The organism is Enterobacter sp. NFIX59, from assembly GCF_900113755.1.
Classification (GTDB): Bacteria; Pseudomonadota; Gammaproteobacteria; order Enterobacterales; family Enterobacteriaceae; genus Enterobacter; species Enterobacter pseudoroggenkampii.
In genome coordinates this window covers 536,330-560,459 of the sequence record NZ_FOQN01000002.1, presented here as the reverse complement: position 1 = coordinate 560,459, position 24,130 = coordinate 536,330, and the positions used below count along the sequence as shown (strand labels likewise).

Here is a 24,130-nt window from a genome sequence, read left to right as displayed (position 1 = left end):
ATCGCGTAGGCCGGATAAGGCGAAGCCGCCATCCGGCAAAAAACTACCCCACCAGCTCCTCTTTCACCTGCATCGCCAGCTCAAACGAATGCAATCGCGCCTGGTGATCGAAAATCTGGCCGTTAACCATAATTTCATCCGCCTGCGTTTCGCGCAGCACCGCCTCCAGCCCGTGACGCACTTTCGCCTTATCGCCTACCAGCGACATGCTCAGCGCCTGCTGAACGCCATACTGCTCTGACGCTGACCACAGCTGATGCATATTCTCCACCGGCGGCGGAAGCTGGCCCGTCTCACCGCGGCGCAGCTTCACAAACGCCTGCTGCACAGAGGTGAACAGGAATTCCGCGTCGCGATTGCTGTCGGCGGCAATGATGTTGATGCACACCATCGCGTACGGTTTCTCCAGACGCTCGGACGGTTTGAAGTGCGTGCGGTAAAGATGCAGCGCCTGATGCAGCATATCCGGCGCGAAGTGCGAGGCAAACGCAAACGGCAGCCCCAGCTTTGCGGCCAGCTGTGCGCTGTAGAGGCTTGATCCCAACAGCCATACCGGGATCTTCTCACCGTAGCCCGGTACCGGGCGCACGTGCGGGTTCGGATCGCGCGCGTCGAACCAGTCCACCAGCTCTGCCACGTCGCGCGGGAAGTTATCGATATCGCCGCTCATATGGCGGCGCAGGGCGCGCATCGTTGGCTGGTCGCTGCCGGGCGCACGGCCAAGCCCCAAATCGATACGGCCCGGATAGAGGGTATTCAGCGTGCCGAACTGCTCGGCGATCACCAGCGGGGCATGGTTCGGCAGCATCACGCCGCCGGAGCCCAGGTGCAGAGTGGTGGTATTTGCCGCCAGATAACCAATCAGTACCGAGGTGGCGGCGCTGGCAATGCCCACCATGTTGTGGTGCTCGGCCAGCCAGTAGCGGTGATAGCCACGCTTTTCGGCCAGCTGAGCCAGATCCAGAGAGTGCGAAAAGGCTTCTCTTGCCGAGGAGCCTTGTGGGATCGGCGCCAGATCCAGCACCGAAAACGGAATAGTTTTGTCAGTCATAACAGCTCACTTTGTCGACGGTCAATCTTTAATACTGCATTAAAAAATGATAACCGTTGTTAACAAAGTGAGCCTTTTTTAGGCCTGCAGTTCCAGCCCAGCCAGACGCTTCCAGTAGCCGTTGCAGTCGCTGTTTGCCGTCAGCGGCAGCGGAGCGGCGCCGTTTTCGTTGGCGCGGAAGGCATCCAGCATCGCAAACACGCCGGTATCCAGCGGCGACAGGCGCACCATATCCACCAGCCCGTCCATCGACGCCAGCTCGTTGCCGAGGTTATAGACATAGCCGCTCATGGTCTGAATGCCGTTGAGGACAAACACCTGCTGATTCTCCTGCGACAGCATGCTGCGCCCGTTCGGATACTTAATGCAGCAGGTTTCGCACTCGTCTTTCGGACGGTCTTCCGAGCGCGCGGTAAAGCAGCGGGCAGAATAGGCCAGCGGCAGATGCCCATAGCTCAGCACTTCCACTTCAAACTGATTGCGAATGCCCAGCTCGTCGCACTGGTTAAGCAGGTTAGCCAGCCAGTCGCGGGAGAGCTCCACCGGCATGCACCAGCGCGTCATGCCCTGTTTGAGAAGCAGGCGCAGGGTCACGGCGTTATAGCAGTTCAGAGCATGGCCCGCGACAAACGGCAGCTTACGTTCAGCGCACATGTTCACCACGCCGAGATCGCTCGCTTCCAGCAGGAACTCGCCGTTTTCGACATAGCGCTTCAGCTCGCCCAGTTCAGAAGAGGCCTGCACCAGCGCAAGCGTCGAGAGCACCACCTGCTTGCCGCTGCCGGCCAGGCTTTTCGCCATATCCAGCCAGTCGCCCACTTTAGTGGCGCGGCGCTTGCTGCACACCGCTTCGCCGAGGTAAATCACATCGGCGCTGCTGGTGGCGGCCTGTTGGTAAAAATCTTCCAGCGTCTCTTTTGGCCAGTAGTAGAGCACCGGTCCTAATGAATATTTCATGGTTATCTCACTGCCATTTACGGTGATATGCGCCAAGCGTGGTTTGCGCGCCTTCGGACATCGATCCGAGCGTCTCCATCCAGGCCTGCTGTGGAGCATAGTTCTGCGGGTCCGCCATGCAGCGGTCGATGGCCTGACGCCACACTTTCGCCACCTGGCTCACATAGGCCGGGCTGCGCTGACGACCTTCGATTTTCACCGAGGCAATATTGGCCGCCAGCAGTTCCGGCAACAGCTCCAGCGTGTTGAGGCTGGTCGGCTCCTCCAGCGCGTGATAGCGCTCGCCGTCGACCAGATAGCGGCCTTTACACAGGGTGGGATAACCGGCGTTTTCACCGTCCTGATAGCGGTCAATCAGCACCTCATTCAGGCGGGATTCCAGCCCCTGAGGGGTCTGCTGCCAGCGAACAAAGCGGGCAGGGGAGCAGGCCCCGACGGTATTCGGCGATTCACCGGTTAAATAAGAGGAAAGATAGCAACGGCCTTCGGCCATGATGCACAGGCTGCCAAAGGCAAAAACTTCCAGCGGCACTGGCGTGACGCGTGCGAGTTGCTTAACCTGATGAATAGAGAGCACGCGCGGCAGCACCACGCGAGCCACGTCAAAGTGTTGATGGTAAAAACGCACGGCCTCTTCGTTGGTGGCAGATGCCTGAACAGAGACGTGGCGCTCAATATGGGGATAGCGTTCTGCCGCATACTCAAGCATGGCGAGGTCGGCCAGGATCAGCGCATCGGCACCCAGCTGTGCCGCCATATCCACCGCGCGCTGCCAGCGGGCGTAGCCGTCAGGATGAGCAAAGGTATTGATGGCGATATGCAGTTTGCGGCGGTGCTGGTGAACGAAGTTAACGGCTTCCTGAAGCTTTTTCTCCGTAAAGTTGAGGCCAGCAAAATGGCGGGCGTTGGTGTCATCTTTTAGCCCGATATAGACCGCATCGGCCCCATTTTCGATGGCCGCCTTAAGCGCCGGAAGATTTCCGGCAGGGCAGAGCAGCTCCATAATTTATCCTGATGTAGTCGATCGCAAAATTGTTAACGAGCTGGGATTTTAATTAACCCATAGGCGACAATTTTTGATTTAAGGCAGCTAATGGCGTATTGATGACACCAATAATGAGGTACGGCGGACGACGGTTTGTTGATTTACGCCGCTATGTTGCGCTTCGGATATGGCAAAATAGCAGGACTATAGATATCAGGGAGTAAAGCTCGTGCTGGATAAACTGCGTTCACGTCTCGTACAATTTGGTCCATCAATGCTGAGCGTGCCGGTAAAGCTGGCGCCGTTCGCGCTTAAACGTCAGGTGCTGGAGCAGGTCCTGAGCTGGCAGTTCCGCCAGGCGCTGCAGGATGGCGAGCTGGAATTCCTGGAAGGGCGCTGGTTGAGCATTGAGGTGCGTGATATCGGGCTGCGCTGGTTTACCTCCGTTGAGAATGACCAGCTGATCGTTCGCGAAACCGCCGAGGCGGATGTGAGCTTTAGCGCCAACGCCAGCGATCTGCTGATGATCGCCGCGCGTAAGCAGGATCCGGATACGCTCTTCTTCCAGCGCCGTCTGGTGATTGAAGGCGACACGGAGCTCGGTCTGTACGTGAAGAATTTAATGGATGCCATTGAGCTGGAGCAGATGCCGAAAGCGCTGCGCGTGATGTTAATGCAAATGGCAGATTTCGTTGAGGCCGGGCTGAAAACCCCGCCGGACGGTAAACACACTTCAGTAGGTGAGCCATGCTGATTCGAGTCGAAATTGGGATTGATGCGCCGGGGATCGATGCGTTGTTACGCCGCGCCTTTGCGAGCGATGCCGAAGCCCAACTGGTCCACGACCTTCGCGAAGACGGCCTGATTACGCTGGGGCTGGTTGCCACCGATGACGAAGGTCAGGTGGTGGGCTATGTTGCCTTCAGTCCGGTCATCGTTCAGGGCGAAGAGCTGCAGTGGGTAGGCATGGCACCGCTGGCGGTAGATGAAAGCTATCGCGGGCAGGGGCTGGCACGCCAGCTGGTCTATGAAGGGCTGGATTCGCTCAATGAGTTCGGTTATGCGGCCGTTGTCACGCTGGGCGATCCGGCGTTCTATGGCCGTTTAGGCTTTGAGCAGGCCGCGCATTACGATCTGCGCTGCCGCTGGCCGGGTACGGAATCCGCTTTCCAGGTGCACCGTCTGGCGGATGACGCGCTCAACGGCGTCAATGGCCTGGTCGAGTACCACGACCATTTCAATCGCTTTTAATCAGGCTCTCGCGTAGCGCCTCAAAGGAGCCGTCTCCGGTCACGAGGCGCTCTTTCTGGCGCTTCGTCAGCTGCTTGATGCGGTATTCCAGCCTGAGCGCCAGCGATCGGTCACCGACGGGCGCCGAAAAGGCGAGCTGTAATTCCCCTTTCCCTCGCAGTGCTTTTGCCCCTTTCCCCGTTTGATGTTGTAAAAAACGCCGCGCCACATCGGTGGTGATCCCGGTGTAGAGTGCGTTATCAGCGGTTCGGACAAGATAGAGAAACCAGCACACGATAAACAGATTCAGTATGTTAAGGTGAACGCACCATAGCATGAGAGAGAACGAAAATGGAAACACTGGCCGCCATTAACCGCTGGCTGGCGAAGCAGCATGTTGTCACCTGGTGCGTCTATGACGAGGGGGAGATGTGGTGCGCTAACGCGTTTTACTACTACGATCCGGAGCGCGTCGCGTTTTATGTCATGAGCGAAGACAAAACGCGTCATGCGCAGATGACTGGCCTGCAGGCGAAGGTCGCGGGCACGGTGAATGGCCAGCCGAAAACGGTCGCGCTGATCCGCGGCGTGCAGTTCAAAGGGGAGATCCGTCGTCTGGATGGCGAAGAGAGCGACGCGCGCCGTAAGCTCTACACGCGCCGCTTTCCCGTTGCCGCTGCGCTAAAAGCCCCGGTGTGGGAAATCCGCCTCGATGAGCTGAAATTTACCGACAACACCCTGGGCTTTGGCAAGAAGCTGCACTGGTTACGCGCCGAGCAGGCGTAGCGCTTCGCGGTTAAACGCCGGGAGATCGTCCGGAGTACGGCTGGTGATCAGCTGATCTTTGTCGTTGACCACTTCCTGATCGTAAAACTCGGCGCCCGCATTTTTCAGATCGATAACGATCGGTTTCACCGCCGTGAGCTTACGCCCGCGTACAACCTCCGCGCTGATAAGGAGCTGCGGACCGTGACAGATGGCAAAGACCGGTTTGCCGGTAGAAACAAAGTCCCGGGTAAAGGTCACGAAGCGTTCGTCCCCGCGCAGGGAATCCGGGGAATGGCCACCGGGTAACAGCAGGGCGTCGAAATCTGAGGGGCTAACGTTATCGATAGTCTCATCAATAGTTACGGTCGCCTCGCCCTTATGGCCTGTCACCGTTTTGCCCGCCTCTTTCTCAATGGTGATGACCTCATGTCCCGCCTTGCGGAACGCCTCTGCAGGCGAGGTGAATTCTGAATCTTCAAACTCGTCGGTAATCAAGACTGCGATTTTCTTGCCCATGCTTCCTCCGTTGTTTTGGCTTCAGACTGATTTTTCTCCGCTTGTGGTAAATACTTACCTGTAACAGACTTCTAAGTGTGGTCGACGACGCTGAGTTCGCAAACGGACAATTCTGTAAAGGGGATACGATGAGTCAGGTATTGATTACCGGGGCTACCGGGTTAGTGGGCGATCATCTGCTGCGGCTGCTGATTCAGGATCGCCGCGTGAACTATATCGCCGCCCCGACGCGTCGACCGCTGGCAGATTTATCTGGCGTCTTTAATCCGCACGATCCTCAGCTGACGGACGCGCTGGCGCAGGTCCAGGATCCTATTGATATCGCCTTTTGCTGTCTGGGCACCACGCGACGGGAGGCGGGCAGCAAAGAGGCATTTATCCACGCCGACTATACGCTGGTGGTGGACACCGCGCTTACGGCGAAAAAACTGGGGGCCAGACATTTTCTGGTGGTCAGCGCGCTGGGCGCCAGTGCCGGATCGCCTTTCTTCTACAACAAGGTGAAGGGCAAGATGGAGGATGCGCTGATTGCGCAGAAATGGGAGCAGCTGACGATTGTGCGCCCTTCGATGCTGATCGGCCACCGGGACGAACGCCGCTTTAACGAGTCGATCCTGGCCCCGCTGTTTCGCATCCTTCCCGGCAACTGGAAGGCCATCGAGGCGCGGGACGTCGCGCGGGCGATGTTAAAAGAGGGACTGGCCCCGTCGAAAGCGGGCGTAAACATTATCCCTTCGGCAAAACTGCGTGAAATCGCGCAGGGCGAGGCGTAAACTCCCCCGGCTAATAACCTAATACTCTCCGGGGAATGCTATGACTGGTCAGTCTTCATCTCAGGCGGCAACACCTGTTCAATGGTGGAAGCCCGCACTCTTCTTTCTCGTGGTCATTATTGGCCTCTGGTACGTGAAATGGCAGCCGTACTACGGCAAAGCCTTCACCGCCGCCGAAACGCACAGCATCGGTAAATCTATTCTCGCTCAGGCTGAGTCCAGCCCGCTGCAGGCGGCGTGGGACTATGCCATGGTCTACTTCCTTGCCGTCTGGAAAGCCGCCGTTTTAGGCGTCATTCTGGGGTCGCTGATTCAGGTGCTGATCCCGCGTAACTGGCTGGTGAAAACCCTCGGTCAGCCGCGCTTTCAGGGCACGCTTCTGGGGACGATTTTCTCCCTGCCAGGCATGATGTGCTCCTGCTGTGCCGCGCCTGTGGCGGCAGGGATGCGCCGCCAGCGCGTGTCGATGGGCGGCGCGCTGGCGTTCTGGATGGGCAACCCGCTGCTCAATCCGGCGACGCTGGTGTTTATGGGCTTTGTGCTGGGCTGGCATTTCGCGTTCATCCGTCTGGTCGCCGGGCTGCTGACCGTGCTGGTGGTGGCGACGCTGGTGCAAAAACTGGTGAAGGATACTGCTGAAGAACCCGCAGCCGTTGAGCTGGACGTCAGCGAGCCGCAGGGCGGGTTCTTTGCGCGCTGGGGCAGGGCGCTATGGCAACTTTTCTGGAGCACCATCCCGGTCTATATCCTGGCGGTACTGGTTCTGGGGGCGGCGCGCGTCTGGCTCTTCCCGCATGCGGATGGTGCTATCGACAACACGCTGATGTGGGTCATTGCGATGGCCGTTGCAGGCTGCCTGTTTGTGATCCCAACGGCGGCGGAGATCCCGATTGTTCAGACCATGATGCTGGCCGGCATGGGCACCGCGCCGGCGCTGGCGCTGCTGATTACGCTGCCGGCGATCAGCCTGCCGTCGCTGATTATGCTGCGTAAGTCATTCCCGGCGAAAGCGCTCTGGCTGACCGCGGGGCTGGTGGCGTTGAGCGGGGTGATGGTGGGAAGTATTGCGCTTCTGTGAAAAACGCCCGGTGGCGCTACGCTTACCGGGCCTATAAAAAATCCCCTCAAGTGAGGGGATTTTTTTTTATTTAATGTAAGTAAACGCGGTGGTGACGTGCTTCACGCCGCTCACCCGGCTGGCGATATCGGCCGCCGCTTTCCCTTCACGGTCGGTCACCAGACCCAGCAGGAACACTTCACCGTTTTCAGTCGTCACTTTCACGTTGGAGGATTTCACTTGGTCCGAGCCCAGCAGCTGGGAACGCACTTTGGTGGTGATCCAGGTATCGGAAGAGGCATCACCCAGGCCAATTGGCTTGCCCTGACGCACTTCGTTAAACACCTCTGTGGTTCCTTCAACACCCATTGCGATTTGTTTCGCACGAGAGGCGAGTTCCATATTCGGCGCCTGGCCTGCCAGCAGCACTTTGCCCTGGTAAGCCGTCACGTTAATACGCGCCTCTTTCTTGATCTGTTCGTCTTTCGACAGCGCACTGTTGACGCGCAGCTCCAGCGTACCGTCATCCACCTGTGTCCCCACAGAGCGCGGATCGGTTGCCGCTTTGGTGCCTACTGCGGCGGTACCCACAACGGCCGCAGCGATACATCCCTGAAGCAGTAATGCAGACATAAGGACTGCGAGGGTCGATAAAGCCTTCATAAGAACTCCTTAATCATCCTGGTGAGGGAAAAGCGTGTTATCGATCAAGTCACATAAGCAGTTCACCGTGAGCATATGCATTTCCTGAATACGCGCGCTCCGGTGAGACGGAATGCGGATTTCCACATCCTGCGGCCCAAGCAGACCCGCCAGCTCACCCCCGTCATAGCCGGTTAAGGCCACGATGGTCATGTCGCGGGTGACGGCGGCTTCAACGGCTTTGACAATATCCCGGCTATTGCCGCGCGTAGAGATGGCCAGCAGCACATCTCCGGCATGACCCAGGGCTCGCACCTGCTTTGCGTAAATTTCGTCATGCAGACGATCGTTAGCAATCGCCGTTAAGACCACATTATCGGTATTAAGTGCAATGGCGGGTAAACTCGGGCGTTCTGTTTCAAAGCGATTGATCATGCTGGCAGCAAAATGCTGTGCGTTGGCGGCTGACGTGCCGTTGCCACAACAGAGGATTTTGTTGCCATTAAGCAGGGATTGCACCAGCGTCATTGCGGCACGCGAGATAGCATCCGGAAGGGCTTCCGCCGCGGCAATCTGAGTCTGGATGCTTTCTGTGAAGCACACTTTAATTCTTTCGAGCACGTTATCCCTTTTAAATCTTAATTATGCGTCTTCGCCAAAAGCGTTTTTAAGCCATTCGATTTCATTTCCGGTGAAGGCTATCACATCGAACCGGCAATCCACAGTATCAAAGCTCCCATTATGGCGGGCAAGCCACAAGTGGGCAGTCTGTAATAATTTATGTTGTTTGGCGAGCGTCACGCTGGCGGCAGCACCGCCAAAACGGGAGGACTGTCGAAAGCGCACTTCTACAAACACGATGACCTGACCGTCTTTCATGATCAGGTCGATTTCGCCGCCGCGCCCGCGGACGTTGGCGGCGATGAAATGCAGTCCTTTGCCTTCAAGCCAGCGACGCGCCCTTAACTCCCACGCATCGCCGGTCTGTTTGCGGCTTAACTGGCCGGGACGATCTGCCCCTGCTGGTATTTGAGCCATGATAACTTCCTGTTAATCACACAATCCTGAGTGGCGGTCAGATCGCCAGTGTTGCCGTTAAGCTCGAAGCCCGGCACCTGACGCATCTGGGTAAAGTGGTTCGCCAGCGCCCACGCATCAACCCCCATCGCATACAGACGGGCCAGCGAATAATCGTTACGTACGGTACTCAGCGCCTGCTGCATCAGCGCCGGGTTGCTGCCTGCCAGCATCGGGATTTCGCTGTACTGCAGACCGTCCATTTCCAGACGGAAATCCGGTCCCGCGGTGCCCTGCGCGCTGCGGGAGCTGGCGTAGAGCGTTGCGCCGCTCTGGCTGCCGTTACGCATCGCAATCATCGGTTTGATAAAGGCGATCTCCTGCGGCGTGGCAACGATATAAGCCGCATCCACTTTACCGCCACCGCTGATCTGCGCGTCGGTAGGTGGGGCAGGGATCGTCAGGCCGCCAATCGTCACGCCCTGCTGCTGTGGCAGGCTCGCGGTGACAGGACTGCCGTTAAGCGCGATGCCCGCCCCGCCGTTTACGCCAGCCCGCAGTTCAGAGACGGAACCGAATTTCTGCTGCAGCACCACGCCGCCGCCCAGCTTCTGCCACTCATCGGCAAAGGCATTGGCCACGCGATCGCCCAGCGCGCTGCGTGGGATGAGCAGCAGCGGAGCCTGCTTACCCTGCTCGTGAATATGACGCGCCGCATCGCGGGCTTCATCTTCAGGAGAGAGCGCGAAGTAGCAAATATTGGCCCGGTTCTGAACCTGCTCCGGCTGGTTGAGCGCCAGTACGTTCAGCGTGGTATTGCTCTTCATCAGCTCTTCCACGTTGTTTTTCAGCAGCGGACCGACAACGATGCTCGCCCCGTCCTGTTGAACCTGCGCCAGCACCTGATCAAGCGGCTGCGAACTGGTGTCGTAGATTTTCAACTCAGCGCCCGGATTGGCGCTGGTGGTTGCCACGGCCTGCGGCTGCGCGGCAGGTTGGGCCGCGGGTTGCGCAGGCTGCTGTTGAGGTTGTTCTGCTGTTGTGACAGGTGCAGGTGCCGCTTGCGTCTCGGCCGGAGCCTGGGTCGCAGGTGCTGTAGTAGCCGGTGCCGCTGTAGCTGGCGGCGTCGTCGGAGCCGTCACCGGGTTTTGCATCGTGCCCTGCGCCGACGCTTGCGCCGTGGTCAGGTCGCTGGTCTCTGCGGCAGATGGGCTGACAACATCATTCACGTTAGCCGCCTGGGCCGCCTGCGCGGGAACCGCGCTGCCGGTTACCGACGTCGTGCCGTTTTTCGCCGCTTCAAAGCCCTGCTGAATGGTGCGGCCAAACACCGCCGCCTGGCCGTTGAGCGGCAGCAGCAGAGCGATTTTGCTGGTAGACGCAGGCTTAAAGTTCTGCACGTTCACTAGCTGGGTTGGCAGCATTTTCGCGCCCGGGTTTTGCGGGTAGCGCGTCTGCCAATCCGTAATACCGGCTTTCAGCATCTTTGGATCGCTGCGGTTGTTAAACCACATCTGCTGCAGATCCAGCCAGCCCTGCAGGACGTTTTCATCGGCGTTGATGACCAGCGCCTGCGCCTGTTCCTGCGTCATCGACGCCAGCGCTTGCCAGGTGGCATCGATATTTTTCTGCTTATCGGCACCGCCAAGCAGTGGCTCTTGCGCGACGAGCGCGCGGAGCAAGGTCAGCGAAGGGCGTCCCTGCTCAGCGGTAATGCCCGCCTGCCAGAAGCGCGCCTGCTGATTTTTATCCAGCGCGCTCACGTCAATATCCCCGAGGATCTTCTTCGCGGCGGCGTAATCTTTCAGCGCGACTTTCAGCTCGGCAGAGAGCAGGCTCTGCTCACGACGCTGGGCGTCGTTAAGATCTTTTGGCAACTGGTTAAACAGCTCGGCTGCCCGCTGGGTTTTACCCTCTTTCAGCAGTGCACGAATGGCGAGTAATTGCCAGTTGGTCTTGGTATCATTTGAACTCTGCGACATTTGTTGCAGATAAAAGCCAGAATCAGCCTGAGCAGAACCCTGGAGATGGGCGGTGCTCTGGTCAGGTGCCTGGGTGCCACAGCCTGCAAAGATCAGGGCTGCCAGCAGAAGCGGCACGCTGCGCGTGGCTTTTTTTCGAAGAAACGTTAACGGTACCATACTGTATCCAGTGATTTTTTTTACGCAATGCTCAATATTAAATCGGCAATACGGACGAAACAATGAAACAACACGAAACGGCAGATAATTCTCAAGGCCAGCTTTATATTGTACCTACTCCTATCGGGAATTTGTCTGATATTACCCAACGTGCGCTCACCGTACTGCAAGCTGTTGATTTAATTGCTGCTGAAGATACCCGCCACACTGGCCTGCTGCTGCAACATTTCGCGATTAACGCCCGTTTGTTCGCTCTGCACGATCACAATGAGCAACAAAAAGCCGAAACGCTGGTGGCGAAGCTGAAAGAGGGGCAGAACATCGCCCTGGTCTCCGACGCCGGTACGCCGCTGATCAACGATCCTGGCTATCACCTGGTGCGTACCTGTCGCGAAGCCGGTATTCGCGTTGTGCCCCTGCCGGGTCCATGCGCTGCCATTGCTGCGCTGAGCGCCGCAGGTCTGCCGTCTGACCGTTTCTGCTATGAAGGCTTCCTGCCTGCCAAATCCAAAGGCCGCCGCGACGTCTTAAAAGACCTGGAAGCGGAACCGCGCACCCTGATTTTCTACGAATCCACACACCGCCTGCTGGAGAGCCTGGAAGATATGGTGACCGTCTGGGGAGAAGCCCGCTACGTGGTGCTGGCGCGCGAGCTGACCAAAACCTGGGAAACGATCCACGGCGCGCCGGTGGGTGAACTGCTGGCGTGGGTGAAGGAAGACGAAAACCGCCGCAAGGGCGAAATGGTGCTGATTGTCGAAGGGCACAAGGCGGAAGAAGACGCGCTTCCTGCCGACGCGCTGCGTACGCTGGCGCTGCTGCAGGCGGAACTGCCGCTGAAGAAAGCCGCTGCGCTGGCGGCAGAAATTCACGGCGTGAAGAAAAATGCGCTGTATAAGTATGCGCTGGAGCAGCAGGGGGAGTAAGTCCCTGACGCCTGTTTTGCCGGGTGGCGGCTGCGCCTTACCCGGCCTACAGAGCTTGATACACCTTTTAGTTAACTGGCATCGCCTCAAACACCAGCGTTTCCAGCGGCTGCAGTGTAATCACCACCGCATTTTTGTACGCCTCCGGTACGGTTGAATTACGGCCATACACCGCCTTCAGACTAAACTGCGCCGCGTTTCCTGTCGGGACTTCGAAATCTTTCGCCAAATCCAGGAAGTAGCTTTGCGGCTTATCCGACGGGTTACGCAAGCCGAGAATCGCTTTGTCCTTGCTCCAGGATGCCCAGCCGTAAACCTGCAGTGCGGTTGGATCACCACCAATCCAGTGCGTATCCACCAGCACGCTGGCGTTATCCCGCGACCACTTCGCCGCCTGTGCCAGGGTATCCCACTTCGCCTTGTTCAGCATTGACGGGGTGATATACAGCTCCTGCAACTGCGTGCCGGTGGCGAAGTAGCTCCAGACCTGGTCGGCAAAATCGCTGTCCGTTTGCACTTTCTCCAGCCCGTAATAGGCGTTTTCCGCGCTGACGATCCCGTGGTACATCAGCGAGTTCAGCGGGAACAGCGGGCCTTTGCGCACAATGGAGCGGTACGTTTCCGCATCGCGGTAGGTCATCCACTGCTGCACCGGCGTGCCGGGGCCGTACAGGTTGATGTCATCGCCCTGGCGCCAGATAGAATCGGCATAGAACAGCCAGGACGGGCTGGCGTTGGTACCTGTCGTCAGGTTGATAAACAGATTCGGGTTGACGCTGCGCATGTTGTGCAGCAGGGCGATGGAGGCGTCAAAATCCGAGGCATACGGGCTGCCCTGGATATGCGCGTTGGCATTACCCATCCCATCAAGTTTGAACGAGGTAATGTGTTCGTTTTTGATTAGCTTAACGATCTGCTCATTGAAGTTCTTAAAGTAGTTCGGCCCTGACAGCGCCAGCTTCCCGTCGACGGTTTCGAACCCATACTCTTTTGCATGCGAGACGCGAACGTCGCGCGGCTTGTTGTAGCCTCCCCACGGTGAGAGCCACAGTCCAACCGAGCTGTGCAGGCTGTCGGCTTTTTCCCGAACCTTGCCAAAACCGTTGCTGAATGCCGGGCCAAACAGCCAGCGCCCGGTAAGGTCGTCCCAGCCGTCGTCCAGCAGGAAGGCGTCCAGCGCCACGCCGCGTCCGGTAATAAACTCCTTATTCCACTCGTCCATCCGCCCCAGCACATCCTGCTCGGTGTACGGATTGAAAAAGCCGATATCCATCCAGCTGTTGTAGTGCAGATAAGGCTTGTACGGTCGCGGACGAACGGCATCAATAAACTGGTTCACGCTGCGGCGCAGCTGGCTGGTTTCCGGGAAAGTGCCGAACCAGGTGGTAAAGCTGACCGGCGACTCTGGCTGGATCGGCGTTTTCAGTTCTACGTTGAGATTAGTGGTCGCTTCATAGGCGTAAGTGTTAACGATTGGCTTGTCCGGCAAAATAAAGAATGAGTCAGCAACGATCGGCGAGCTGTTAATTGCTCCGTCGACATAGGGGGCCTGAGACTGTTTTTTGGTCGGGAAGAAGGTAATTTTCGCCACGTCTCGCGGCTGGCCGACTGCGGAAATGGTGTAGTCGATGCTGGCGTATTTTCCCTTCACCAGGTTTAGCTTCACCGTCACGTTAAAGTCCGGATGGGTAAAGTCGATGACAATTGCGTTGTCCTGCTTTTCGACGTGCTTGATGGTGAAATCAGCGGTGTGGATTTTTGTCTCATCCGGCAGCGTCAGAAAGAACAGCTCCTGCGGCGTGAGCGGATGGTTAGCCTTATTATCCTTAACCACTACCGTTGAGTTTGCGTCATCAAACGAGAGGGCAATATTGTCGTTATTGAGCGCGTAGTTCGCCGCCGCCGCGCTATGGGAAACGCACAGGGCCAGCACTGAGAGTGCGAAGATTTTTTTCATCAGCGTAAGCTCCTTTTTAATCAGGCTTCTGCCGAAAGCAGCAATCGGTTTGCCGAGCCGCAAACGGCGATCTTGCTTCTGACCACCTCTTTCATGGCGTCCATGCCGACCCGCATATAGAAGCGCGGATCGTTACCCTGCGGGTTTTCGGCAAACCAGGCTTTAACCGCGTCAGAGAAGGCAATTTTCAGTTCGGTGGCCACGTTGACTTTGCACACGCCCAGTTCGATGGTGCGACGCACATCCTCATCCGGCACATCGCTCGCGCCGTGCAGCACCAGCGGCACCGTGACCACTTCGCGAATTTCTGCCAGCCGCTGGAAGTCGATTTTTGGGCGCTTGGTATACAGGCCGTGCGCGGTGCCGATGGCGACGGCAAGGCTATCGACGCCGGTCAGTTCGACGAAGCGTTTCGCCTCCTGCGGATCGGTAAGGAACGCGCTTTCGGCGTCCACGCTCATGTCATCTTCCACGCCGCCCAGGCGGCCCAGCTCGGCTTCGACGCTGCAGTCGTTGAGGTGGCAGAAATCGACCACCGACTTCACCAGCTTCACGTTTTGTTCAAACGGATAGTGGCTGCCGTCGATCATCGCGCTGCGCACGCCCGCGTTGACCTTGCGGCGAATATCGTCCAGCGATTCGTGGTGATCGAGGTGCAGCGCCAGCGGCATGTCGTAGGTGTGGGAGTACGCGCTGCACAGGGCGTAGATCTCTTCCAGCGCAATATGCTTGAAGGTGCCCGGCGTGCCCGCGAGGATCACCGGCGATCGCATTTCGCTGCACACTTCGAGGATCGCCTGGATCGTCTCCGCGTTGTGGATGTTGAACGCCGGAACGGCGTAGCCTTTTGCCTGCGCGTCCAGCAGAAGATATTTCGTCGAGATAATACTCATAATCAGATCCTCTTAAGCCTGCCACGGATGAATAACAACGCCCTGCACCACGCGGTTGACCGTTCCGCTGGCGGATGGCGTATCGGGCGTATTGCCTACGCTGAGCGACTGGGTGAGTGCAAAGACCTGGGCATAGATCAGGAAGCAGAACGCCTGTTCCATATCGATAAACGGACGTGAAGGCGGCAGCAGAATGTGCGGACCCGCTTCAATGACCGGATCGTTTTCAGCGGCGATGGCGACGACGCGCATAGCCTGGCGATCGCGGCGCAGCTCGGCCAGCAGATCCAGATCGTACTGACGCGTATACGGATGGCTCGAGATAAACACCACCACCAGCGTTTCGTTATCCACCAGAGACTTCGGCCCGTGACGGAAGCCCGTCGGGGAATCGTAGAATGCCGCCAGCTTGCCCGCCGTCAGCTCCAGCACCTTCAGAGCCGATTCGCGCGCCGCGCCCTGCAGGCCGCCGCTTCCCAGATAGACGACGCGTTTCCACGCTTCATTGCCAAAGACGCCGTGGCTGAAATCGCCGAGCGAGGTGAGGATCGCCTGACAGCGATCGGCGACGTCGCGGAAGGTTTTACTGTTGATCGTCTCAGGGGCGAATACGGCCAGACAGCTCGCCATCATGGTGGTGATGCTGCTGGTCATTGCGAACCCGCGATCGTGCGTTTCGGCAGGCATCAGCAGGGCACAGGCGTTATCGCTGTCGACGGCGTTCTGGTACAGGCTCCCCGCCTCGTTGCAGGTAATCGACAGGTGGTAGCACTCCGGCACGAACTGGTTTGCCAGCTCGACGGCTGCGACGCTTTCCGGGCTGTTGCCGGAGCGGGCAAACGAAACCAGCAGCAGCGGATGCGCAGGGCTGAAGTAGTCCATCGGGTTCGTGACCAGATCGGTTGTTGGGACGGCAGTGAAGTTTTTCCCGGTGTAGCTCGCGAGCCAGGGAGAAACGATATCGCCGATAAAGGCGGACGTGCCCGCGCCGGTAAGGACGATCCGCAGATCGTGCTTGCGCAGCAGCGGCGTCAGGAAGCTGTCGATCGAAGCACGCAGGCTATCGATATTGTTGAGCGAGCGGATCCAGCTGGCAGGCTGCTGGCGGATCTCTTCCTCGGTCCAGGTGCCGGTTGCGGCGGTGGTAGTTTGTGGCATAACTCAGTCCTTAGTCGTGTGAATTCCACATCAGACGCTGGCAATCGTGTCGCTATCTTTCGTTTCGTTTCACTTGTTCACTTTAGCAGTTAAATAAAATCTATAGAAAAGAAATCGAAACTTCAATGGAAGAAAAGAAATAAAACGAAAAGTGTGATCGTGAAAGGAAAGGGAAAATTTAAGGAAAGGAAAAGAAAGGCCATACGATCGGGTGCCGTAAGGCCAACAGGAGACACAATGAAAGGGCTAAAGGGGGAGAGCCTGGCCCTGAATCCAGATCTGCTGGAGGTGCAAACCCCCGTCCAGCGCAATGATATTGGCGCGTTTACCCGGGGCTAAGGATCCGAGCTGACCGTCAACGCCAAGCAGCCGGGCAGGGTGTAGCGAGGCCATATGGATAGCGTCTTCGGCGGTTACGCCCGCATACTCCACCATATTCCTGACCGCGGCATCCAGCGACAGCGTGCTACCTGCCAGCCCGCCGGAGCCGGTTCGAACCACGCCGTTTTGCATTGAGACCTCTTCACCACAGAGCGTGTAGCGTCCGTCCGGCATACCTGCCGCCTGCATGGCATCGGTAATCAGCACCACGCGATCCTTCGCACAGCAACAGCATAAGCGCATCGCCCCAGGATGGACGTGGTGGCCGTCGGCAATTAGCTCCAGCCACGCCCGTTTGTCCGTCAGCCCTGCACCGACCATGCCGGGCTCTCTGTGGTGCAGCCCCGTCATGCCGTTGTAGCAGTGAACCAGCCCGTCGGCACCCGCATCAAACGCGGCGAGTGTTTGCCGGTACGTGGCAGCGCTGTGGCCCAGCATCACGCGTAAACCGCGCTGTTTAAGATGGTGGATCGCCTGCAGCGCGCCGGGTTTTTCTGGCGCGAGCGCCACTACCCGCAACGTGTTATGCGAGACGTCGATCAGTGCATCCAGCTCCGTGATATTCAGTTCCCGGAATAACTCGGGCGGGTGCGCCCCTTTGTTCTGCGGCGTAAAGTACGGTCCTTCCAGGTAGCTGCCCAGGATCTGCGCCCCGGGGCCGCCCGACTGAGCGCGCCGGGCGATTCGCGCGAGCGCGCCGTTGATAGTCTCCAGCGGTGCGGTCACGGTTGTGGGTAAAAAGGCGCCCACGCCTTCGCGCGCTTTATGCATCGCGAGAATATCCAGCACGTCAGGCGCATCATCCATCACGTCCACGCCCGCGCCGCCGTGGACGTGCGTATCGATATACGCCGGGCAGAGCAGCTCTGCATCGCGCGACGTCACGCCTGCCGGGACAGGCTCAATAGCCGCAATCACGCCGTTTTCAATGCGTAGCTGGTGGTCATCCAGCCAGCCCTGTTCGGTAAGCACCCGCCTCGCGCGCAGCAGCTGGCTCATATCCCTTCCTCGGCAGGGGCTTCCTCGCGACAGCGTCCCAGCTCGTCTACGAGGCTCGTCAGGCCGCGGTGCCCGCACTCCAGTGCCTGCAGACGAAATGCTTCACTGCTTAATCCGTCGCGCTCCAGCACCATCTCCAGCAGCAGCTGCAGGTTGGTGCCGGTGATCACTTCACTGCCCGGCCGTTGCATGGCGAGCGTCGATGCCACGCGAAACGGCGTGCCGCCGAGCAAATCGGTGAGAAACACAATATCGTGCTCTGCATCGAGTTCGCTCACCGCCTGCTCAAGCTGAGCGGTCAGCCGCGCGGTGGTGGACGTTTCAGGAAAATCGATGGCGATAAACTGCGGCTGTTCGCCGAGGATCTGCTTCATCGCCTGCTCAAGCCCGCTGGCAAACCCGCCGTGACCCGTCAAAATAATGCCTAACATCGCAACCTCTTTGCTTTTACAGGAAGTGACAGAATTTACCGACAACGCCCAGCAGCACGGTGATACCAATCAGCCGCAGCGGGCTCCAGCCGCGACGCACCAGCCAGAACATGGTCAGGGTGTAGACCAGCGGCAGGAACGCGGGCATCAGCTTGTCGATAACGTCGGCCTGCAGTTTGACAACGGCATCACCTGCCTTGATTTCAAGCGTCGTATTGAGGCGGACGTAGGTTGCCACCAGCGCGCCGATCACCGTCATCCCGACGATAGACGCCGCGTGGCCGACCTTTTTGGTGTTGGCTTTAATCAGCGGGATGGCCGCCACGCCCATCCGGTAAGCGTAGTGCGCCAGGCCAAAACGCAGGCCGAGGTGCACCACGTTAAACAGCACGATAAAGACCACGGCCCCCAGAATCGACCCTTGCAGCGCCAGGCTGGCGCCGATACCACCGCAGATGGGCAGCAGGGTTAGCCAGAACATGGCATCGCCAATACCGCCGAGCGGCGCGCCGACGGCAATTTTGGTGCTCTGGATGCTGTTCACATCCTGCTTGGAGCGCTCCATCGCCAGAATGATGCCGATTACAAAGGTCACCAGGAACGGGTGGGTGTTAAAGAAACCCATATGGCCTTTCATTGCCCGCGCAAGGTCCCGCTTGTTGGTGTGGATCTTTTTCAACGCGGGCAGCAACCCGTACAGCCAGCCGGAGGCCTGCATACGTTCGTAGTTAAACGAGGCCTGCAGCAGCATGGAACGCCAGGCCACGCGGTTAATATCCTTTTTAGTTAACTCGACACCGATGCTCTGGTCTTCGTAGACGTTTTCATTCACGCCGGTCAGCAGCGTCTCTTCGCGTTCAGACACGTCCGGCAGGGTGGTTTGGTTAGATGCCATCTTCGAATTCCTCTTTCTGGGCTACTGAAGCCGTCGGCTCAGGTGTTTTACGCATCAGGTCGATCAGCGCCATCGCCAGCGCGGCCGCCGCAATCGCCAGCACCGGAAGCTTGAGCCAGGCGGCGGCGACAAAACCGATAATGAAGTAAGGGATGTAAACGTTTTTCATCATGATCTTCAGCAGCACGGCGAAGCCGATGGCTGGCATGATGCCGCCCGCGACGCCGAGGCCGTCAATCAACCGTGCCGGCAGAACATCAATGGCGGTTTTCGCATGTTCCGCACCGAAGTAGATCGGCAGGAAGGCGCACAGAAAATAGAAGATGCCGAGCGCCAGCAGCGCAAGATAGTTAACCCGTTCAATACCGTGAGTATCTGCATTGGCCGCCATGCGATCGCAGCGTGACATCACGCCGGACATCACCGAGAAGAGGAACGTGATTCCCATCTGTACCGCGACGGCAAACGGGACGGCGACGCCAACGGCAACTTCTGGCTTCACCCCGGTGCTGATGGCAAATGCGGTACCCACGATGGTGCCGATAATGACGTTAGGCGGCTGGGCACCGGCGAGCGGGGCCAGCCCCATCCAGACCAGCTCTAACGTACCGCCGGTCAAAATACCGGTATGCAGGTCGCCCAGAATCAGACCGACCAGCGGCCCGAGCACCACCGGGCGGTGCATGTGTGTTAACCCGTTAAACATATCCAGACCGGCGATAAAGGCGAGTATGCCCAACCCAAGCGCCTGCAACAGACTGATTTCCATTGTGAATCCCTCAGAGCAGTTTAAAGAGATCCAAAGCAGTTTCTGTTGGAACGCCCTGAACGAAGCATTCCACACCGGCCGCTTTCAGGCCGTTGAACGCGGCGATATCGTTCGCGTCGACAGAGACCGTTTTGGCAATTTGTTGTTTGCCACTGGCGTAGTGCATGTTTCCGACGTTAATACGGGTGATGGGCACGCCGCCCTCAACCAGCTTCAGAAAATCGGCGGGTGATTTGCAGACCAGCAGGATTTTCTGGCGGTCAGCGGCGCGGTGAATGTTGTCGATCACTTTTTGCAGCGACCAGAAGCGCACGGCGATCCCTTCCGCGAGCACCATTTCCATCAGGTTCTGTTGAACCGGATCTTCAGCCACCTCATCGTTGGCGACGAGTACCAGGTTTGCCCCCGCAAACCCCACCCACTGCACGCCCACCTGACCGTGGATCAGGCGTTCATCAATGCGGCATAAGACAATGTTTGGCATAGCGCTTTCCTCTTTTTATTATGCGTTTTGCGTTGTTACGCCTTCGCAGGCGGCGTGGTACTGCTGGAGTATGTCCTGAATGTGGTCAATGATGAGTTCCCGTGGCGTTGACTTGAGAGCGCCCTCGCGAACTTTGCTGTACTGCAACGGCAGGTACTGGCTGATCAGCGGCAGCGGAATGGGCTCGTCTGCCAGGTTACGCACCAGGCGTTCAAAGGCGTCGTCAATCTGACTGTCCGGCCAGTAGTAGCGCACGCGGTCAGAGTAGCTGTAGCCGCGCGCCAGGCGACGCGCGTTGCCGTCACCGTGGTAATGGCTTTGCCAGTATTCCGGGCGGTCGAGCATGACGTTTTCCAGTACGTGACGCAGGCCGGAGCTGGCTTTTGCCGGCAGCAGCTCCTCTTCTATAGCGGCCAGCGAGAACAGCGCTTCGCGCAGGGCGAAGGTCAGGGCAGGACCAACTTTCAGAATCGCGAAGTGATCGTTGACCAGCTTTCGCAGCGCCTGCGGCGTCTGGTAGTCGGTGGAGTGTGCTTCAAACACCAGCGTGTCGTAGGCTTCAACCATTTTGCTCAGGGCAACGGCTTTCTGCGGCTGATAGTCGCAGACGTGCGCATGGTCGAACTCCACGCCAGGCTGGACCACCAGGCCAATAATGCGCGGCCAGATGTCGCTTAAGCCTTCCTTTTCGAACGCGTGGCGGTGCGCTTCAAGCGTGGCGCGGGCCGCGTCTGGCGTGGTGACGGCAAGTTCGGTGAGCGTCTCGTGCGCGCCACCGGGAACCGGCACTTCCGTGCCGATAACGTAGACCAGATCGGATTCACCAAACTGCTCGCGACAGGTCGCTTCGGCAATCTTCGCCAGGCGTGCGGCGCGTCCGGCAACGATCGCGTCGGTCAGGGGAACCGGGTCGTCCGCGCAGGACATGCTGCAGTCGAGATGGATCTTTTTGAATCCGGCAGAAACATAGCTTTTGATCAGATCGTCGGCATTTGCCATCGCCTGTTGCGCAGGCAGGTTTTGCCAGCGGTTAGGGCCCAGGTGATCGCCGCCGAGGATCAGCTGTGACGTCGGGAAACCGAGCGACTCGGCCAGCTGGCAGACAAACCCGTGAAAATCAGCGGGCGTCATGCCGGTATAGCCACCAAACTGATCCACCTGGTTGGAGGTGGCCTCGATCAACAGCGGGGATCGATGTGAATGCGCGTAACGAATTGCAGCTTCCAGTACCAGCGGATGTGCGGAGCAGACGGCGTAAATCCCGTTTGAATTCCCCCGTTTATGGTGTTCCACCATTTCTGTCAGATGTTTCACTTTCCTCTCCATTTCGGATGGTAATGATATTTATCTTTCGTTTTGTTTCATTTAATCCTGCATCATGGTGATCTAAAAATAAAACGAAAGATAATAGTTTTCCGATCTGTTTCACAAAAGAAACATAATGAAAGGTTTCAGCGCGGTGCCAGCTTGCGTATCGTCACTATGCAGGGCTTGCATTCCCGTAAAGGAAAGGCCTTAATAGGCAAAACGAAATGAAACGAAAGAATATTGATTAAGGAGCTCGTATGAGCAGCACCGATTCATCCGCGGAAAAGCGCATCACCAGCACCAGTGAAAGGCGGGAGCAGATCATTCAGCGGTTGCGGGCGCAGGGAAGCGTACAGGTTAACGATCTGTCTCATCTGTACGGCGTATCGACGGTAACAATCCGCAACGACCTGGCGTTCCTGGAGAAGCAGGGCATTGCCGTTCGCGCTTACGGTGGGGCATTGATTTGCGAAGGCAACATGCCGGGCGCTGAGCCTTCCGTGGAGGATAAAAGCTCGCTGAATACGGCGGTGAAGCGCAGTATCGCGCAGGCTGCTGCCGCGCTGGTCAAACCCGGGCACCGTATTATTCTGGACTCTGGCACCACGACGTTTGAAATCGCCCGCATGCTGCGTCAGCACACGGACGTCATCGCGATGACCAACGGGATGAACGTGGCGAATGCGTTGCTGGAAGCGGAAGGGGTGGAACTGCTGATGACCGGCGGACATTTGCGCCGTCAGTCGCAATCTTTCTACGGTGACCAGGCAGAACAGTCGCTACAGAATTACCATTTTGACCTGCTGTTCCTGGGCGTTGACGCCATCGATCTCGACCGCGGCGTGAGCACGCACAACGAAGACGAAGCCCGTCTGAATCGCAAAATGTGCGAGGTGGCAGAACGCATTATTGTGGTGACGGACTCCAGCAAATTTAACCGCTCGAGCCTGCATAAAATCATTGATACACAACGGATTGATATGATTATTGTCGATGAAGGCATTCCGGCGGAGAGCCTGGAAGGGCTGCGAAAAAGCGGGATTGAGGTGGTGTTGGTTTAAGGTTTTTTACCCTCTCCCCTGGGGGGAGAGGGCTGGGTGACGGGAAGTCACGTCACCGGTGCCGGGTTAAACACCGCCAGCTGATTATGCAATCCCCACTGATCCGAAAAGGTTTTCTTCCGTCCGCTGGCGACATCCAGAATGAAGTGGAACAGTTTCCAGCCCACGTCCTCAATACTCTCTTCTCCGGTGGCGATAGTGCCCGCGTTGATATCCATTAAGTCATACCAGCGGTTTGCCAGCTCGGTGCGGGTCGCCATCTTAATCACCGGCACCGCCATCAGGCCGTACGGCGTGCCGCGCCCGGTGGTAAAGACCTGTACCGTAATGCCGGATGCCACCTGCTGCGTGCCGCAGACAAAATCGCTGGCCGGCGTTGCCGCGTAAATCAAGCCGCGTTTCGTCGGGCGCTGGCCCGGAGAGAGCACTTCTGCAATGGCGCTCTGACCGGATTTGGCAATGGAGCCAAGGGCTTTTTCCACCACGTTTGCCAGGCCGCCTTTTTTGTTCCCGGGGGAGGGATTGGCGCTGCGGTCGGTTTTGCCCATATCGAGATAGCTATCGTACCAGGCCATCTCCTCAAGCAGGCGCTTGCCGACCTCTTCATTAACGGCGCGTGGCGTAAGCAGATGGATGGCGTCTCGCACTTCGGTCACCTCGGAGAACATCACCGTAGCGCCGCAGCGAACAAGCAGATCGGATGCAAAGCCTACCGCCGGGTTGGCCGTCACGCCGGAGAAGGCATCGCTGCCGCCGCATTGGGTGCCCACGACCAGTTCCGAGGCCGGACACGTTTCGCGCTGGCGGCGGTTGAGTTTGTCCAGATGTCGCTCTGCCACCTGCAGAATGTCATCGACCATTGAGCGGAAACCAACGTGGCGTTCGTCCTGCAGGCGCACGATACTGGCCTCGTCTGCCGGGATGGCTTTGACATCCTCGGTACCCTGCAGCAGGCGTTCTGGCTGCAATTTTTCACAGCCGAGGCCGATGACCATCACCTCGCCGCCAAAGTTCGGGTTGAGGGCGATATTGTGGATGGTCCGGATCGGCACCACGGCAGCGGGCGCGTTAATCGCCACGCCGCAGCCGTAGAGGTGGTTCAGGCCCACCACGCCGTCGATGTTCGGGTATTTTGGCAGCAGATCGCGTTCGATAATTTTCACCACGTAATCCACTACGCCCGCCACGCAGTGCACGCTGGTGGTAATGCCGAGCAGATTCTTGGTGCCGACGCTGCCGTCCGCATTGCGGTAGCCTTCGAAGGTATAGCCCTCCAGCGGAGGAAGCGGTTCCGGCACGCGGGTTGCCAGCGGAAGCGTGTTCAGCGGCGGCGCTTCTGGAAGTGCCACCAGCGACTCCTCAACCCAGCTACCCTGTGGTATAGCGCGAACGGCATAGCCGATGACTTCACCGTAACGTACGATTTCGCTATTAGCAGGGATATCCACCAGGGCGACTTTATGTCCCTGTGGAATATGCTCAATCAGTTCCAGCCCGTCCGGGAATCGAGTGCCCGCTTTTAAGCCATTGTCGTTGACAATAATCGCCACATTATCGATGTCGTGTACTTTGATATAAAACGCCGTCGGCGATGCCTGTCGAATTTCAATGTCGGCCATTGTTCACTATTCTCCAGCAAAGTGTCTGATAATAAATTCAGCCAATTTTCTAATGGTAGAAATAAATACGCGGCTTTCAGAAATAAAGCATGTCAGCATAGGGGATATTAAA

26 protein-coding genes are annotated in these 24,130 nt (G+C 57.9%); 7 read left to right on the top strand and 19 right to left on the bottom strand.

The features are described 5' to 3' along the window. Positions 1 to 43: 43 nt before the first annotated feature. The 3 genes from BM007_RS11545 to BM007_RS11535 all read right to left on the bottom strand — a co-directional run bounded on the left by BM007_RS11545 (position 44) and on the right by BM007_RS11535 (position 3,011). Positions 44 to 1,051 (bottom strand): luciferase-like monooxygenase, encoded by a 1,008-nt coding sequence (locus tag BM007_RS11545; RefSeq protein WP_090418862.1) that lies wholly within the window; start codon positions 1,049 to 1,051, stop codon positions 44 to 46. A 78-nt stretch (positions 1,052 to 1,129) separates the two neighbouring features. After that, complete coding sequence (locus tag BM007_RS11540) at positions 1,130 to 2,008, bottom strand: U32 family peptidase (RefSeq protein WP_090418859.1); 879 nt, start codon at positions 2,006 to 2,008, stop codon at positions 1,130 to 1,132. A gap of 7 nt (positions 2,009 to 2,015) precedes the next feature. Beyond that, positions 2,016 to 3,011: a ubiquinone anaerobic biosynthesis protein UbiU gene (locus BM007_RS11535; RefSeq protein WP_048992077.1), complete on the bottom strand. Its 996-nt coding sequence runs from the start codon at positions 3,009 to 3,011 to the stop codon at positions 2,016 to 2,018. A 211-nt stretch (positions 3,012 to 3,222) separates the two neighbouring features. Between BM007_RS11535 and BM007_RS11530 the strand changes: the two genes are divergently transcribed. Together BM007_RS11530 and BM007_RS11525 are read left to right on the top strand one after the other, a co-directional pair. Further along, positions 3,223 to 3,747 carry a ubiquinone anaerobic biosynthesis accessory factor UbiT gene (locus BM007_RS11530; protein ID WP_024906374.1) on the top strand — a complete coding sequence of 175 codons (525 nt, stop codon included), beginning with the start codon at positions 3,223 to 3,225 and terminating at the stop codon, positions 3,745 to 3,747. Continuing rightward, entirely contained in the window at positions 3,741 to 4,244 is a 504-nt protein-coding gene (locus BM007_RS11525) for a GNAT family N-acetyltransferase (protein ID WP_023309324.1), read from the top strand. The genes BM007_RS11530 and BM007_RS11525 overlap by 7 nt, the downstream gene beginning before the upstream one ends. On the opposite strand, the gene BM007_RS11520 is transcribed toward BM007_RS11525, so the two are convergent. After that, complete coding sequence (locus tag BM007_RS11520; RefSeq protein WP_139210910.1) at positions 4,231 to 4,521, bottom strand: GIY-YIG nuclease family protein; 291 nt, start codon at positions 4,519 to 4,521, stop codon at positions 4,231 to 4,233. The genes BM007_RS11525 and BM007_RS11520 overlap by 14 nt on opposite strands. A 53-nt stretch (positions 4,522 to 4,574) precedes the next feature. Here BM007_RS11520 and BM007_RS11515 point away from each other — a divergent pair, with 53 nt between their 5' ends. Next, positions 4,575 to 5,009 (top strand): YhbP family protein, encoded by a 435-nt coding sequence (locus BM007_RS11515; RefSeq protein WP_024906376.1) that lies wholly within the window; start codon positions 4,575 to 4,577, stop codon positions 5,007 to 5,009. On the opposite strand, the gene BM007_RS11510 is transcribed toward BM007_RS11515, so the two are convergent. Further along, positions 4,989 to 5,507, bottom strand: coding sequence for a type 1 glutamine amidotransferase domain-containing protein (locus tag BM007_RS11510; protein ID WP_023333577.1), 519 nt, complete (start codon positions 5,505 to 5,507; stop codon positions 4,989 to 4,991). The genes BM007_RS11515 and BM007_RS11510 overlap by 21 nt on opposite strands. 128 nt (positions 5,508 to 5,635) lie before the next feature. On the opposite strand from BM007_RS11510, the gene BM007_RS11505 reads away from it, so the two are divergent. Together BM007_RS11505 and BM007_RS11500 are read left to right on the top strand one after the other, a co-directional pair. Next, complete coding sequence (locus BM007_RS11505; protein ID WP_024906377.1) at positions 5,636 to 6,280, top strand: NAD(P)H-binding protein; 645 nt, start codon at positions 5,636 to 5,638, stop codon at positions 6,278 to 6,280. A 40-nt stretch (positions 6,281 to 6,320) separates the two neighbouring features. Beyond that, on the top strand, positions 6,321 to 7,358 hold the full coding sequence (locus BM007_RS11500; RefSeq protein WP_090418856.1) for a permease: 1,038 nt from the start codon (positions 6,321 to 6,323) through the stop codon (positions 7,356 to 7,358). Positions 7,359 to 7,424: 66 nt separating this feature from the next. On the opposite strand, the gene dolP is transcribed toward BM007_RS11500, so the two are convergent. The 4 genes from dolP to BM007_RS11480 are packed head-to-tail and all read right to left on the bottom strand — an operon-like array spanning position 7,425 to position 11,137. After that, positions 7,425 to 8,000, bottom strand: coding sequence for a division/outer membrane stress-associated lipid-binding lipoprotein (dolP, locus tag BM007_RS11495; RefSeq protein ID WP_024906379.1), 576 nt, complete (start codon positions 7,998 to 8,000; stop codon positions 7,425 to 7,427). Positions 8,001 to 8,009: 9 nt separating this feature from the next. Next, complete coding sequence (gene diaA, locus BM007_RS11490; protein ID WP_003861754.1) at positions 8,010 to 8,600, bottom strand: DnaA initiator-associating protein DiaA; 591 nt, start codon at positions 8,598 to 8,600, stop codon at positions 8,010 to 8,012. Positions 8,601 to 8,621: 21 nt separating this feature from the next. After that, positions 8,622 to 9,017 (bottom strand): YraN family protein, encoded by a 396-nt coding sequence (locus tag BM007_RS11485; RefSeq protein ID WP_090418853.1) that lies wholly within the window; start codon positions 9,015 to 9,017, stop codon positions 8,622 to 8,624. Then, on the bottom strand, positions 8,975 to 11,137 hold the full coding sequence (locus BM007_RS11480; RefSeq protein ID WP_090418850.1) for a penicillin-binding protein activator: 2,163 nt from the start codon (positions 11,135 to 11,137) through the stop codon (positions 8,975 to 8,977). The genes BM007_RS11485 and BM007_RS11480 overlap by 43 nt, the downstream gene beginning before the upstream one ends. A 62-nt stretch (positions 11,138 to 11,199) precedes the next feature. Between BM007_RS11480 and rsmI the strand changes: the two genes are divergently transcribed. Next, positions 11,200 to 12,063 (top strand): 16S rRNA (cytidine(1402)-2'-O)-methyltransferase, encoded by an 864-nt coding sequence (rsmI, locus tag BM007_RS11470; protein WP_045331026.1) that lies wholly within the window; start codon positions 11,200 to 11,202, stop codon positions 12,061 to 12,063. A 67-nt stretch (positions 12,064 to 12,130) separates the two neighbouring features. On the opposite strand, the gene BM007_RS11465 is transcribed toward rsmI, so the two are convergent. From BM007_RS11465 to kbaZ, 9 genes are all read right to left on the bottom strand, one after another. Further along, a complete protein-coding gene (locus BM007_RS11465; protein ID WP_090418848.1) occupies positions 12,131 to 14,020 on the bottom strand; it encodes an alpha-galactosidase in 1,890 nt (629 codons plus the stop codon). 20 nt (positions 14,021 to 14,040) lie between these two features. Beyond that, positions 14,041 to 14,913 carry a tagatose-bisphosphate aldolase subunit KbaY gene (gene kbaY / locus BM007_RS11460; RefSeq protein WP_090418845.1) on the bottom strand — a complete coding sequence of 291 codons (873 nt, stop codon included), beginning with the start codon at positions 14,911 to 14,913 and terminating at the stop codon, positions 14,041 to 14,043. 12 nt (positions 14,914 to 14,925) lie between these two features. Further along, positions 14,926 to 16,071 (bottom strand): SIS domain-containing protein, encoded by a 1,146-nt coding sequence (locus BM007_RS11455; protein WP_090418843.1) that lies wholly within the window; start codon positions 16,069 to 16,071, stop codon positions 14,926 to 14,928. 246 nt (positions 16,072 to 16,317) lie between these two features. Further along, positions 16,318 to 17,451 (bottom strand): N-acetylglucosamine-6-phosphate deacetylase, encoded by a 1,134-nt coding sequence (gene nagA, locus BM007_RS11450; protein ID WP_090418840.1) that lies wholly within the window; start codon positions 17,449 to 17,451, stop codon positions 16,318 to 16,320. Further along, positions 17,448 to 17,882 carry a PTS galactosamine/N-acetylgalactosamine transporter subunit IIA gene (agaF, locus tag BM007_RS11445; RefSeq protein ID WP_045355421.1) on the bottom strand — a complete coding sequence of 145 codons (435 nt, stop codon included), beginning with the start codon at positions 17,880 to 17,882 and terminating at the stop codon, positions 17,448 to 17,450. The genes nagA and agaF overlap by 4 nt, the downstream gene beginning before the upstream one ends. A gap of 16 nt (positions 17,883 to 17,898) precedes the next feature. Continuing rightward, complete coding sequence (gene agaE, locus BM007_RS11440; protein ID WP_090418837.1) at positions 17,899 to 18,777, bottom strand: PTS N-acetylgalactosamine transporter subunit IID; 879 nt, start codon at positions 18,775 to 18,777, stop codon at positions 17,899 to 17,901. Further along, positions 18,767 to 19,546, bottom strand: a complete 780-nt coding sequence (gene agaW / locus BM007_RS11435; protein ID WP_090418834.1) for a PTS N-acetylgalactosamine transporter subunit IIC — start codon at positions 19,544 to 19,546, stop codon at positions 18,767 to 18,769. The genes agaE and agaW overlap by 11 nt, the downstream gene beginning before the upstream one ends. A gap of 10 nt (positions 19,547 to 19,556) precedes the next feature. Continuing rightward, positions 19,557 to 20,030, bottom strand: coding sequence for a PTS N-acetylgalactosamine transporter subunit IIB (gene agaV, locus BM007_RS11430; RefSeq protein ID WP_023333561.1), 474 nt, complete (start codon positions 20,028 to 20,030; stop codon positions 19,557 to 19,559). Positions 20,031 to 20,048: 18 nt separating this feature from the next. After that, entirely contained in the window at positions 20,049 to 21,356 is a 1,308-nt protein-coding gene (kbaZ, locus tag BM007_RS11425) for a tagatose-bisphosphate aldolase subunit KbaZ (RefSeq protein WP_090418831.1), read from the bottom strand. 239 nt (positions 21,357 to 21,595) lie between these two features. Between kbaZ and BM007_RS11415 the strand changes: the two genes are divergently transcribed. Further along, positions 21,596 to 22,399, top strand: a complete 804-nt coding sequence (locus BM007_RS11415; RefSeq protein ID WP_024906389.1) for a DeoR family transcriptional regulator — start codon at positions 21,596 to 21,598, stop codon at positions 22,397 to 22,399. A gap of 47 nt (positions 22,400 to 22,446) precedes the next feature. Here the strand turns inward: BM007_RS11415 and garD are convergent, their stop codons facing one another. Then, a complete protein-coding gene (gene garD, locus BM007_RS11410) occupies positions 22,447 to 24,018 on the bottom strand; it encodes a galactarate dehydratase (RefSeq protein ID WP_090418827.1) in 1,572 nt (523 codons plus the stop codon). Positions 24,019 to 24,130 lie beyond the last annotated feature (112 nt).

What these genes read in the sequence shown, in the direction of transcription:
- BM007_RS11545 (WP_090418862.1), bottom strand. Translation starts at nt 1,051, where the DNA reads ATGACTGACAAAACTATTCCGTTTTCGGTGCTGGATCTGGCGCCGATC.
- BM007_RS11540 (WP_090418859.1), bottom strand. Translation starts at nt 2,008, where the DNA reads ATGAAATATTCATTAGGACCGGTGCTCTACTACTGGCCAAAAGAGACG.
- BM007_RS11535 (WP_048992077.1), bottom strand. Translation starts at nt 3,011, where the DNA reads ATGGAGCTGCTCTGCCCTGCCGGAAATCTTCCGGCGCTTAAGGCGGCC.
- BM007_RS11525 (WP_023309324.1), top strand. Translation starts at nt 3,741, where the DNA reads ATGCTGATTCGAGTCGAAATTGGGATTGATGCGCCGGGGATCGATGCG.
- BM007_RS11515 (WP_024906376.1), top strand. Translation starts at nt 4,575, where the DNA reads ATGGAAACACTGGCCGCCATTAACCGCTGGCTGGCGAAGCAGCATGTT.
- BM007_RS11510 (WP_023333577.1), bottom strand. Translation starts at nt 5,507, where the DNA reads ATGGGCAAGAAAATCGCAGTCTTGATTACCGACGAGTTTGAAGATTCA.
- BM007_RS11505 (WP_024906377.1), top strand. Translation starts at nt 5,636, where the DNA reads ATGAGTCAGGTATTGATTACCGGGGCTACCGGGTTAGTGGGCGATCAT.
- BM007_RS11500 (WP_090418856.1), top strand. Translation starts at nt 6,321, where the DNA reads ATGACTGGTCAGTCTTCATCTCAGGCGGCAACACCTGTTCAATGGTGG.
- dolP (WP_024906379.1), bottom strand. Translation starts at nt 8,000, where the DNA reads ATGAAGGCTTTATCGACCCTCGCAGTCCTTATGTCTGCATTACTGCTT.
- BM007_RS11485 (WP_090418853.1), bottom strand. Translation starts at nt 9,017, where the DNA reads ATGGCTCAAATACCAGCAGGGGCAGATCGTCCCGGCCAGTTAAGCCGC.
- BM007_RS11480 (WP_090418850.1), bottom strand. Translation starts at nt 11,137, where the DNA reads ATGGTACCGTTAACGTTTCTTCGAAAAAAAGCCACGCGCAGCGTGCCG.
- rsmI (WP_045331026.1), top strand. Translation starts at nt 11,200, where the DNA reads ATGAAACAACACGAAACGGCAGATAATTCTCAAGGCCAGCTTTATATT.
- BM007_RS11465 (WP_090418848.1), bottom strand. Translation starts at nt 14,020, where the DNA reads ATGAAAAAAATCTTCGCACTCTCAGTGCTGGCCCTGTGCGTTTCCCAT.
- kbaY (WP_090418845.1), bottom strand. Translation starts at nt 14,913, where the DNA reads ATGAGTATTATCTCGACGAAATATCTTCTGCTGGACGCGCAGGCAAAA.
- BM007_RS11455 (WP_090418843.1), bottom strand. Translation starts at nt 16,071, where the DNA reads ATGCCACAAACTACCACCGCCGCAACCGGCACCTGGACCGAGGAAGAG.
- nagA (WP_090418840.1), bottom strand. Translation starts at nt 17,451, where the DNA reads ATGAGCCAGCTGCTGCGCGCGAGGCGGGTGCTTACCGAACAGGGCTGG.
- agaF (WP_045355421.1), bottom strand. Translation starts at nt 17,882, where the DNA reads ATGTTAGGCATTATTTTGACGGGTCACGGCGGGTTTGCCAGCGGGCTT.
- agaE (WP_090418837.1), bottom strand. Translation starts at nt 18,777, where the DNA reads ATGGCATCTAACCAAACCACCCTGCCGGACGTGTCTGAACGCGAAGAG.
- agaW (WP_090418834.1), bottom strand. Translation starts at nt 19,546, where the DNA reads ATGGAAATCAGTCTGTTGCAGGCGCTTGGGTTGGGCATACTCGCCTTT.
- agaV (WP_023333561.1), bottom strand. Translation starts at nt 20,030, where the DNA reads ATGCCAAACATTGTCTTATGCCGCATTGATGAACGCCTGATCCACGGT.
- kbaZ (WP_090418831.1), bottom strand. Translation starts at nt 21,356, where the DNA reads ATGGAGAGGAAAGTGAAACATCTGACAGAAATGGTGGAACACCATAAA.
- BM007_RS11415 (WP_024906389.1), top strand. Translation starts at nt 21,596, where the DNA reads ATGAGCAGCACCGATTCATCCGCGGAAAAGCGCATCACCAGCACCAGT.
- garD (WP_090418827.1), bottom strand. Translation starts at nt 24,018, where the DNA reads ATGGCCGACATTGAAATTCGACAGGCATCGCCGACGGCGTTTTATATC.